Below are 11,186 nucleotides of genomic sequence, written 5' to 3'. Positions count from 1 at the left end.
CAACCTTATAACTTAAAACATGAAAATTATTGTCCCAATGGCGGGAAGAGGTTCCCGACTGAGACCACACACGTTAACTGTACCAAAACCATTGATTCCAGTGGCAGGAAAGCCTATAGTGCATCGCTTGGTGAGTGATATTGCCAAAGTACTGGGCGAACCTATCGAGGAAGTTGCCTTTATTTTGGGAGACCCTGCTTTTTTTGGGGATGATGTAGTGGAGAGTTTGATGGAACTTGCCAAGGAACTTGGAGCAAAAGGATCTATTTACCGACAAGATCAGCCTTTGGGAACCGGCCACGCCATAATGAGTGCCAAGGAGTCCTTGAGTGGTCCAGCGGTCATTGCCTATGCAGATACTCTTATCCGTGCCGATTTTGACCTAGATAAAACAGCAGACAGCGTTATCTGGGTGAAGCAAGTGGAGCGCCCCGAAGCTTTTGGAGTGGTTAAATTGAGTAAGGACAACCACATTGTGGAATTGGTGGAAAAACCCAAAGAGTTTGTATCCGATTTGGCGGTGATAGGCATCTATTATTTTAAAGATGTGGCCGTATTGAAAAACGAGCTACAGCATGTATTGGATAACGATATCACCAATGGTGGTGAGTACCAAATCAACGATGGTATTAAGCGCATGATGGAAAAAGGGATGAAATTTGTGCCAGGACAAGTGGATGAGTGGATGGACTGCGGCAACAAGAATGTGACCGTAGAGACCAATCAGCGCATGTTGGGCTTTTTGGAAAAAGATGGTGAAAAATTGATAGCCGATTCAGTGAAAACTGAAAACGCAAATATTATAGAACCCTGCTTTATTGGTGAAAATGTGGTGCTCAAAAATACCACGGTAGGTCCTTTTGTATCGGTTGGGGCGAACACAGTTTTGGAAAATTCAACCGTTAAGAATAGCCTTATTCAAAAAAACAGCAAAATATCCAATGCCAATTTGGACAATGCCATGATTGGCAATCATGTGGTTTTTAATGGTAACTTTGAGACAATAAGTATAGGGGATTATTCCGTTATGGAGTAAAGACACTTTTTTAGTTTTCGATGGAGACCTGATAGTTATGGATAGAACGGCTCTTTTATGGATGTGTTTGACAGTGTCCACGATGACATGGAGTACAGGCCATGCCCAAGAAGAGCAAGAAAGTTCCGAAGTCTATTTGGAGGAGTACACCGATGAGTTCCAAGAAAGCTTTTTTGAGGCCCTCAAACAAAAAGGGATTCAGAATTATGACAGGGCAATTGACTTGTTCCTAAAGTGCAAGCAATTGGATCCCGCGAACAGTGTCGTGGATTACGAGCTGGCCAAAGCCTATTTGTCGGACAAACAATACATTCAAGCTCAAGAATATGCCATTAGGGCTCTAAATGCCGAACCTACAGACTTTTGGTATTTGGATAATCTGCTCAGTATTTTGGAAAAACAAGGGGTGTCGTGGGATACCGTAAAAGAGCAAATTCCATATTCCAACGGACAGCTAAAGCAGAACTTGGCTTTGGGATATTTCAAAAAGCAAAAGTATCAGGATGCCTTGAATATACTCAAGGAGATTGGAAATTCAACTTTTGCCACAGATTTGACCTCCAAAATCAAGGATTCTTTGGAGTATGGGAAGAAAGAAGCGGAAACTGTTGTGACTAGAAAGGAGCCCCAAACAAATGAGGACGACCCAGTAGCTCGATATCGAGGTCAGATTGACGATTTGTTGGCAGATACCAACTATAAAGAAGCATTGGCCATTTCCAAAGAAGCTTTGGATACGTATCCCTTGCAGCCTTATTTTTATTACGCTTATGGGGCTGCTCTGAACAATACATCAAACGCTAACAAGGCTATTGAAGTTTTGGAAAGTGGGTTGGATTATTTATTGGACGATACAGATGCTTTGGCAAACCTTTTGTATAGAGAATTGTCCAAGGCGTATACCAGTATTGGAAACACCTCAAAGGCAAATGAATATTTAAACAAGATTAAATCTGGACTATGAGGATGCAAATAAGGGACATAGGTAAGAATAGGGCAGTGATTTTGCTGTTGTCCATGTCCGCACTTGTGGCTTCTTGTAAAGGCACCAAGTCGGTGACAGGAGGCGAAGTAGATTCGCGAATGTCCGCAAAAAACATCATTGACAACCATTATGGTAACCAACCCAAATTTAAAACTCTAAGTGGACGGGTCAAGATAGATTACTCAGATGGAGATGGCACACAAGGGGTAAACGTGAGCCTAAGAATGGAAAAGGACAAAGTAATCTGGATGAGTGCTCCGTTGGGAGTGGTCAAAGCGCATATCACGCCAGAGAAGGTGTCTTTTTACAATAAGTTGGACAACGAGTACTTTGATGGGGATTTCAGCTACTTAAGTGATCTTTTGGGAACCGATTTGGATTTTGACAAAGTTCAGAACTTATTACTGGGCAATGCCGTATTGGATTTAAGGAAGGAAAAGTTTACTTCTGCCGTAAGTGGGGAGAACTATGAGTTGAAACCCAGAAGGGCAAGGGAGCTGTTCAAGATCTTGCTGCAATTGGAACCTAAAAACTTCAAGATTGCTTCGCAAGAAATATCCCAACCCGAAAAGTCTAGACAGCTTCAAATAAAATATACCTATCAAGATATTTCTGGAAGTATATTTCCTGAAGATATTAAGATTGTGGCGGCCGAAGCCAAGGATAAAACCACCATAGATTTGAACTTTAGGAATCTGGAATTGAACAAACCCATGAGTTTTCCTTATAAAATTCCAAAAGGTTTTGATAAAATCACATTGAAGTAATATGGGAAGTAAAGTTTCATATTGCATTTGTTTTCTGTTTTTTACAATATTTTTTGTTATTCCATCGACTGCACAGACCAGTGAGCAAAAGGCATTGGAGGCCAAGCGGGAACGGCTACAACAGGAAATCAAGGAAATCAACAGATTGCTATTCGCTGAACGGAAGGAAAAAGGGACCATTTTGGATCAGATGGAGGCCTTGGACAACAAAATAAACGTTCGCCAAGAGCTGATCAGAGTTACCAATCAACAATCCAATTTGCTGAATAGGCAAATCAATGTCAACATTAGAAACATTAGCAAGCTTCGAGAAGACCTTAAAGTTTTGAAGGAGGATTATGCCCAACTTATCCAAAATACCTATCAGAACAAATCCCAGAACAATCGGTTGATGTTCCTGTTGAGTGCCGAGAATTTCTTTCAGGCCTTTAAAAGGCTTCAATACATGCAACAATATGCGAAGCATCGAAAAAAACAAGGAGAGGGAATTATTCTAAAGACTGAAGAGTTGGCCAAGCTCAACCAAGATTTGGTGATGCAACGTAAGGAAAAAGATCAATTGTTGGCCGAGAACACCAAAGCCAAGAACGAGCTTTCCCGCGAAGTGGAGGCACAAAGAGACCTTTTAAGAAGTGTTCGCCAAAATGAGGCCAAGTATACTTCGGCAATAGCAGAAAAGCAAAAGGAGGCCCGTAGAATTGATCGGGAAATAGAAAGGTTGATCAAAAGTGCCATTGCCAGTTCCAACAAAAGCTCAGGGAAGTCTACCAGTGCGGTAAAATTTGCTTTGACACCTGAAGCCAAGTTGGTGGCCGATAATTTTTCAGCAAATAAGGGAAGACTTATTTGGCCAGTGGAAAATGGGATAAAAAGCCAAGGGTATGGTGTATATGCTGATAAGATATATCCCGGGATAAAGCACCAGAACAACGGTGTCACCATTACAACTGATAAAGGAGGTCAGGCAAGGGCCATTTTTGAAGGAGAGGTCATCGCCATTATTTCCGTTCCAGGAGGGAGTAAAGGAGTAACGGTGAAGCACGGAAACTATATAAGCACTTATTATAATCTCTCCAAACTGTATGTAAAAAAAGGAGATAAGGTTGTGGCCAAGGAGGTTTTGGGAGATGTTTATACCAATCGGTTTGATGGCACCACAAAATTAAAGTTCTATTTGTATCAAGATTCCAATAGGTTGAACCCAGAGGATTGGATCTATCAATTATAACTTATGCGAAAAATCACGGATTTACAAGGAAGTTTTACGCTGCACAATGGTGTTCAAATGCCCTATTTTGGGTTAGGAGTCTATCTCTCCAAAGACGGCACTGAAGTCATCAACGCGGTAAAGGATGCCCTGAACCACGGATACCGGCATGTGGATACCGCCTCCATCTATAACAATGAGGAAGGCGTAGGCATCGGGATTAAAGAAAGCAATGTTTCTCGAAAAGATGTTTTCTTGGTAAGCAAGGTCTGGAATACCGATCAAGGCTATGATAGTACCCTAAAAGCTTTTGAGGCGAGTCTAAAACGATTGGACACCAATTATCTGGACCTATACTTGATCCATTGGCCCAAAGGTGAACTATCCAAAGAAACCTGGAAAGCCCTCGAACAACTTTACAGGGAAAAAAGAGTACGAGCCATTGGTGTGAGCAACTTTTTACAGCACCATTTGGAGGATTTGTTGACCTCGGCCGAAATTGTCCCCATGGTCAATCAAATGGAGTTCCATCCCTATTTGGTACAGCAGGATTTGGTAGATTTCTGTCATGCCAGAGGCATTCAATACGAAGCATGGTCCCCAATGATGCAAGGGAACATATTTGACCTTGAGATTATGAAGGATTTGGCTTCCAAGTACAACAAGACCGTTGCGCAGATCGTGTTGCGGTGGGACCTTCAAAAAGGGGTGGTCACCATTCCAAAATCTTCCAAAAAAGAGCGAATCATCTCCAATGCAGCTATTTTCGACTTTGAACTCAGCCCAGAAGATATGCAAGGATTGGATTCCTTGGACCGTGGCAAACGCTTTGGCCCGGACCCGGATAATTTTGATTTCTAAAGATCAAGAAGTAAACCCTTCTACCGCAAGGTTGTATTTATCTTATGGTGAACAACTCCCATCGGAAATCCGCAATTGTCATTTCGATATGAGGAGTGCAGTGACGATTGAGAAATCTCACCCAACCATGGATTTCTCGTCGCTCGTACCTCGCTCTGTCGAAATGACCAACCCACGATTTCCAAGACCACTGTGTTAAGATCTTTGGAAAATTCCTACATTTAATACTGGATAGAGAACAGCACAGCCTCGGCATAGCCTTCCAAAATGGTGGTGTATGATGTGATGACAAAATTTACTTATATAAACAATTTAAGTGTAATTTGAAAAAATAATATGAACCCAGAAGATTATATTAAATGGATTCAGCTAATCATCAATGCTTTCGCTCTTGGTGCAGCCGGTTGGATTTACAAAGCTTATATTCAGAATTTAAAAGCACAGTTACTGCTAAAGATGAGCAAATAAAAGTTGTAGAAAAAAATCTGAACTTGTGGAAAGACAGAGTGTCTGAATTAGAAAGAAAGACACCCGATTTTATAGAAAATGCCTTGAGTAAAAGAATAAAAATTCGAGAAGAAGAAATTGAACGACTAAATTTAGATAAAGAAAATCACGCACTTGAAATCCAAAAAAAGAATGAAGAACTACTTCTGTTTAAAAGTGAATTAAAGAAAACAGGCGAAGTACAAAATATTATTTCCCAACTAATTGAGGATTTTGGAGAGTTTGGAGATTTTTTAGATAAAGATAAAGAATTAGAGACTGTTTTAGCTGGTTATGTAGATGTAGATAGCGGACAATTGATGTTGACTGACCCTTGTTACGTGGATTCTCAATGGAAAAAACAGCCTTATGAAGATTTGAGACTTTTTAAAGATAAAGAAAGTGGAAAAACCTATCAGTTTAGAAAAGACTTCAACAACTTTGAGGAAAAAATAAAAGGCTTTGACAATACAGTTAATGAATTATTGGAATCAGAAAGATTCGAACGAATAAAGGTTGATAGAAAATCGGAATATTCATATTCTTATGCAGGTGCTTGCTATGCGACTTTAAGTGATGAAGGCTTTGGGGCTATGAAGCACGAAAAAGGTCACGAAGGCGCAGCAGTTGCTTTTAATACATTTATGGGAGATGGTTCCTATCCAGTTTATATTGAAACTTACGGAGGTAGAAACATAAGAATGTATGTTGATTTAATTTAATAAAAAGTAAAAACTGCACCTAACAACGGTAACCGTTGCACAAGCCCTTGAACCCCGCTACCCCAAAATCATATTCTGTGGCAAATGCCAACCTCTAAACCCCACAGCTAAAAAAAGCAGAACAATGCTTACCTTTCAGGCATAAACAGACCGAAGCGTTGAACAAGACCGTGGCACATCTCCCAAATCAAAAACAAGAAGAGCTGCACAAGCTCACTGCTTTGCTGTCCAGCTTTAAGGAAGTGGAAATGGTCCTTCTTTTTGGCAGCTACGCCCGCGATAACTGGGTGGAGGACACCTATATGGAAAAAGGCATCACCTACGAATATCGGAGCGACTATGACCTGCTGGTAGTGCTCACTCACGAAGACCTGAAACAAAAATATCGCATTGAGGACAAGATCAAAGCCGAACTGGTCACCACAGGCCAGGTGACCACCCCCGTAAACCTTATTTTCCATGGCATAAAGCACCTGAATCAGGCCCTTCGCGCGGGCAATTACTTTTTTAGGGACATCAAGAAAGAGGGCATCGTGTTGTACGACTCGCAAAAGTTTAAACTGGCCGACCCCAAGATACTGACGCCCGCCGAGAGTCAACAAAAGGCGCAGGACTATTTTAACCAGTGGTTTGAGAGTGCGAATGGATTTTTAGATTTGTTTGAGTATTGTTTGAATAAACCTGACTTTCATTTAGCTGCATTTAATCTCCATCAGGCCACGGAACGTTATTACACCACTATCTTGTTGGTGTTTACGGACTATCGCCCCAAAGACCACAATCTGGAGACCTTGGGAATCAAAGTGGAAATGTGCGACAGGCGGTTCAATGTCTTCCCCAAGCAGACCGAGGAGGACAAACATTTGTTTGAACTGTTGAAGCGCGCCTATATAGATGCCCGCTATAAAATGGATGAATATACGGTGACCAAACCTGAACTGGAAAAGCTCTCATCCTATGTGCTGGAACTAAAGAACAGGACAGGGGAAATCTGTAAAGAAAAGATAGCACGGATCGGGGGAGTGGATTCGTGAAACATGTATCAGGAATCTATAGAAACTGAGAGTAAATTGCATATGTTTTGTGCTGCCATCGTCATTTCGATATGAGGAACGGAGTGACGATTGAGAAATCTCACCCAACCATGGATTTCTCGTCGCTCGTACCTCGCTCTGTCGAAATGACATGAACATTCGGGCAATTGGGGGAATTCGTGTCCGTCCCCAACGTCATTCCGTGCTTGACATGGAATCCCATAATCCTAAAATATGATATGGGTTACGCTCGACTTGTCATAATTTCCCTTAAAAATTGGCAACCTGAGTGGTTTTTCCTTCAGATGAACTTGTTGAAGCCAAGAAAGACTGGATCGAGAATCAACCCAGAAACAAAGCCTTTAGCTCGGTAGCATCTGAGGGCTTCAATTTTCCGGCCAAGACCAAGCTCAACTGTTTTCTCCGTAAAGCGGCGGCAAAACGTTCCTTTTCCAAGTCTGTTTCAGGGGCAAGTTCTGGGACTTCGGTAGGTTTTCCAGTATCGTCCACAGCCACAAAGGTATAAATGGCCTCATTGGCCTTGGTGCGTTCGCCGGTAAAACGATCCTCGATCCACACATCAATAAAAATCTCCATGGAGGTCTTGAACGCCCGGGAAACAGCGGCTTCCACGGTCACCACACTACCTAGGGGCACTGCCCGGTTAAAGGCCACATGGTTCACTGAGGCTGTAACTGTGATTCTTCGGCTATGCCTACGGGCCGAAATGCTGGCAGCCCGATCCATTCGGGCCAAGAGTTCCCCGCCAAACAGGTTGTTCAAGGGATTGGTTTCGCTGGGGAGGACCAAATCGGTCATTACAGTTCTGGATTCGCTTGGAGTTTTGGCGCGCATACCTTTAAATTTTGCGCAAAGATATTGAAGTGTCGTATCGTTTTAAAGAAAAGTAGGCTTATTTCTCGGAAAGGAGCCAAGCATCACGGGATTCGGAGGTCTTTACCTTTTTAAGAAAAGCCAAGGCTTCCTTGGGATCTTCAAAACTATCGTAGGCCACTTGGTGAAGGCCATATTTGTTGATGCCTAAATAAAATGCATTGAAACCTTTACTTTTTAGCTGTTCCACACGTTTTTCAGCGTTTTCTTCCATACGGAAAGCGCCAGCAATGACATGGTGTTTGCCTAATTTCTTTTTGGTTACATCCAAATTCAAGGCAGGCAGTTCCAAGGGATCACTTTCAAAGAAAGTGGCCTCCTGGATTAAACGTGACACCTGTTCTTGGGCCTCTTGCTGTACGGCGAACTGTTTTTGTTGAAGGTCACCATAAGTGCGGTATGAAGTAACACCCAAGGAAACGGCCAAAAACAACACGGCAGCATATTTTAACCAAGGCCTGAAGGAGGTTTGTTCCCGTTTTTCAGGAGTAATAATGAACGGAATTTTTTCTTCGAGTTCCTCAACTTCCTCTTTGAGCACCTCGCGCTGGATAGGGGTGGCCGAAAAAGCAGACAACCCAAAAGATGACGTCAAAAAGTTGGTTTTGTTCTCTGGTTGGAATTGGATCCGTTGTTCCCTATTGTGCCAAAGCTTTCCAACCCCAAAAAGTTCAATGCTTTCCCCTTGTTCCAACTTACTTTTCCATGAACGGGATACTTCTTCCACTTCTTGCAACAACTCCTCATAGCCCAATTTTTTTTCCTTGGCAATATGGGACACCAAAAGCCCATCATTTTTGGACAATTGGGCATTAAAGGAAATGGTTTTGGAAGGAGGGACCAAAGTGTTGGTGGTCACATCAATCTCTGCGGATTTTCCATGTGCCAAAAAAGCCCCAAAACCGGGAACCACAACACAATTGTAATCGAACAGCAATTTTTCTATGTAAGAATCAATCCGCATGGCCACAAATATTGCAAAAAATATAGGAGAACAAAATAGGAGGGATAACTTTTTATTAACATTTGAAAATCTGTATTTTGTGAACAATTATCACACCCAAATCAAATGACTGAACCTGAAATTATTGCGGCGCTCCGCCTGCAGGCCATTCCCAATATTGGCGACATCACGGCCAAAAAATTAATTTCCCACTGCGGTAGCCCAATGGCCGTTTTTAAGGACAAGCTGCACCACCTTTTAAAGATAGAGGGGATTGGTCAGTTTACTTTGAAGGGACTCCACGATGCCATGTATCTGGATGAGGCCGAATCCGAGTACCAATTTCTTTCCAAGGAAAACATCGTGGCATCCTATTTTATGGATGAAGACTATCCGACTTATTTGAAACATTGTGTGGATGGTCCCATTCTTATTTTTAAGAAGGGCAACATCAATTTAAGGGAAAGAAGGATTATCAGTGTAGTGGGCACTCGAAATATTACAAGCTATGGTACTGCTTTTTGCGAGGCGTTTGTTGAGGAGATTGCTCCATTGGACCCCATTTTGGTGAGTGGTTTTGCATATGGGGTGGACATTGCCACCCAAAAAGCGGCCATGGAAAGGGGATTGCAGACCGTGGCATGCTTGGCTCATGGTCTCAATCAGATTTACCCTAAAGCGCATAAAAAGTATGTGACGCAAATGGAACGGAATGGGGGATTCATCACAGAATTTTGGAGCAGCAGCAAGCCGGACCGGGAAAATTTTCTAAAGCGAAACCGTATCATAGCAGGGATGAGTGAGGCAACTTTGGTAGTGGAATCTGCTGAGAAGGGAGGAAGTCTTGTGACGGCAGATTTGGCCAATGGGTATAATCGGGAAGTGTTTGCAGCACCGGGAAGGTGTACGGATAAGTATAGCAGGGGGTGCAATGACCTTATTAAAAGGCAAAAAGCCCATTTGCTTACTTCCGCAGCGGATTTGATTTATCATTTGGGATGGGAATTGGAGGAAAAAAAGGAAAAATCCCCATTACAAAAACAGCTTTTCATCGATTTGGATGAAACAGAAAATTCGGTCTATTCGTACTTGCAGTTGAACGGGAAACAACTGCTGGACACCGTAGCTTTGGAGTGTAAACTACCTATTTTTAAAACCTCATCCACTCTTTTGAACTTGGAAATGAAAGGATTGATCCGACCATTGCCCGGTAAATTGTTCGAGGCGATTTGATCAATAAACAATAACTAATGACCAATGATCAATACCCTAACTTCTCCCTTACCCGTTCCAAAACCCCATTGGCCACTTTTTGGGCTTTTGTGGCACCAATAGCCAAGGCTTCATCCACCTCATCCAAATGGTTCATATAGTAGTCAAACTTTTCACGGGGCTTTTTAAATTTCTCAACAATAACCTCATATAAAGCTTGTTTGGCATGTCCGTAGCCATAATTGCCTGCCAAATAGTTGGCGCTCATCTCTTCTATCTGTTCGGGAGTGGCCAAAAGTTTGTAGAGGGCAAAGACATTGTCCTTGCTCGGGTCTTTGGGCTCTTCCATGGGCGTGCTGTCCGTTACTATGCCCATAATCTGTTTGCGCAACTTTTTGTCTGGTTGAAATAGGTTGATGAGATTGTTGCGACTCTTGCTCATTTTTTCCCCATCGGTGCCGGGAACGTACATGGTTCCTTCATGGACCTTGCCCTCTGGCATTACAAAGGTCTCTCCCATCTGGTTGTGGAAGCGGGAGGCCACATCGCGGGTCATTTCCAGATGTTGCAACTGGTCTTTCCCTACGGGAACAATATCGGCATCATACAATAGAATGTCGGCAGCCATGAGCATGGGGTAGGTGAAGAGCCCGGCATTTACATCTTCCAACCGATCGGCCTTATCCTTGAACGAATGGGCAAGTGTTAACCGCTGATATGGGAAAAAGCAGCTAAGGTACCAAGCCAGTTCGGCGGTCTGTGGCACATCGCTCTGACGATAAAAAACGGTTTTGTTTATATCGAGCCCAAACGCCAACCACGCGGCTGCTATGGCATGGGTGTTGCTTCGCAATAGTTCCCCATCCTTGATCTGGGTGAGCGAATGCATATCGGCAATAAAAAGAAACGAATCATTTTTGGGGTCTTTTGCCATTTCAATGGCAGGCATTATAGCACCCAAGATATTTCCCAAATGGGGCGTTCCTGTACTTTGGATTCCGGTGAGGATACGGGCCATGTTACATTTTTGCCCGTAAAA

11 protein-coding genes are annotated in these 11,186 nt (G+C 42.7%); 8 read left to right on the top strand and 3 right to left on the bottom strand.

Translation table 11 applies throughout. The features are described from left to right. The first annotated feature begins 19 nt into the window (after nucleotides 1-19). The 7 genes from EZV76_RS02400 (at nucleotide 20) to EZV76_RS02370 (ending at nucleotide 7,098) form a co-directional block, all read left to right on the top strand. Nucleotides 20-1,036: a sugar phosphate nucleotidyltransferase gene (locus EZV76_RS02400; RefSeq protein ID WP_136564982.1), complete on the top strand. Its 1,017-nt coding sequence runs from the start codon at nucleotides 20-22 to the stop codon at nucleotides 1,034-1,036. 37 nt (nucleotides 1,037-1,073) lie between these two features. Continuing rightward, nucleotides 1,074-2,000 (top strand): tetratricopeptide repeat protein, encoded by a 927-nt coding sequence (locus EZV76_RS02395; protein ID WP_136564981.1) that lies wholly within the window; start codon nucleotides 1,074-1,076, stop codon nucleotides 1,998-2,000. A 2-nt stretch (nucleotides 2,001-2,002) separates the two neighbouring features. Further along, nucleotides 2,003-2,788 carry a lipoprotein insertase outer membrane protein LolB1 gene (gene lolB1 / locus EZV76_RS02390; protein WP_136565536.1) on the top strand — a complete coding sequence of 262 codons (786 nt, stop codon included), beginning with the start codon at nucleotides 2,003-2,005 and terminating at the stop codon, nucleotides 2,786-2,788. 1 nt (nucleotide 2,789) lies between these two features. After that, a complete protein-coding gene (locus EZV76_RS02385; RefSeq protein ID WP_136564980.1) occupies nucleotides 2,790-4,016 on the top strand; it encodes a murein hydrolase activator EnvC family protein in 1,227 nt (408 codons plus the stop codon). A gap of 3 nt (nucleotides 4,017-4,019) precedes the next feature. After that, nucleotides 4,020-4,856: an aldo/keto reductase gene (locus EZV76_RS02380; protein WP_136564979.1), complete on the top strand. Its 837-nt coding sequence runs from the start codon at nucleotides 4,020-4,022 to the stop codon at nucleotides 4,854-4,856. A 359-nt stretch (nucleotides 4,857-5,215) separates the two neighbouring features. Continuing rightward, entirely contained in the window at nucleotides 5,216-6,064 is an 849-nt protein-coding gene (locus EZV76_RS02375) for a hypothetical protein (RefSeq protein WP_136564978.1), read from the top strand. Between the two features lie 158 nt (nucleotides 6,065-6,222). Then, a complete protein-coding gene (locus EZV76_RS02370) occupies nucleotides 6,223-7,098 on the top strand; it encodes a HEPN domain-containing protein (protein ID WP_136564977.1) in 876 nt (291 codons plus the stop codon). A 342-nt stretch (nucleotides 7,099-7,440) separates the two neighbouring features. On the opposite strand, the gene EZV76_RS02365 is transcribed toward EZV76_RS02370, so the two are convergent. Both EZV76_RS02365 and EZV76_RS02360 read right to left on the bottom strand, forming a co-directional pair. Beyond that, the gene (locus tag EZV76_RS02365; RefSeq protein WP_129653951.1) at nucleotides 7,441-7,953 is read right to left on the bottom strand and encodes an acyl-CoA thioesterase; all 513 of its coding nucleotides are present in this window, start codon (nucleotides 7,951-7,953) and stop codon (nucleotides 7,441-7,443) included. 58 nt (nucleotides 7,954-8,011) lie between these two features. Then, a complete protein-coding gene (locus tag EZV76_RS02360; protein ID WP_136564976.1) occupies nucleotides 8,012-8,956 on the bottom strand; it encodes an HU domain-containing protein in 945 nt (314 codons plus the stop codon). A 105-nt stretch (nucleotides 8,957-9,061) separates the two neighbouring features. On the opposite strand from EZV76_RS02360, the gene dprA reads away from it, so the two are divergent. After that, nucleotides 9,062-10,168 carry a DNA-processing protein DprA gene (gene dprA / locus EZV76_RS02355; protein ID WP_136564975.1) on the top strand — a complete coding sequence of 369 codons (1,107 nt, stop codon included), beginning with the start codon at nucleotides 9,062-9,064 and terminating at the stop codon, nucleotides 10,166-10,168. 28 nt (nucleotides 10,169-10,196) lie between these two features. Here dprA and trpS read toward each other — a convergent pair whose 3' ends face one another. Next, the gene (gene trpS / locus EZV76_RS02350) at nucleotides 10,197-11,165 is read right to left on the bottom strand and encodes a tryptophan--tRNA ligase (RefSeq protein ID WP_136564974.1); all 969 of its coding nucleotides are present in this window, start codon (nucleotides 11,163-11,165) and stop codon (nucleotides 10,197-10,199) included. Between the last annotated feature and the right edge of the window lie 21 nt (nucleotides 11,166-11,186).

The sequence above is a fragment of the Flagellimonas alvinocaridis genome (assembly GCF_004916895.1).
Taxonomy (GTDB): domain Bacteria; phylum Bacteroidota; class Bacteroidia; order Flavobacteriales; family Flavobacteriaceae; genus Flagellimonas; species Flagellimonas alvinocaridis.
The sequence above is the reverse complement of the archived record's forward strand: the minus strand, read 5'-3'. Positions and strand labels throughout refer to the sequence as shown.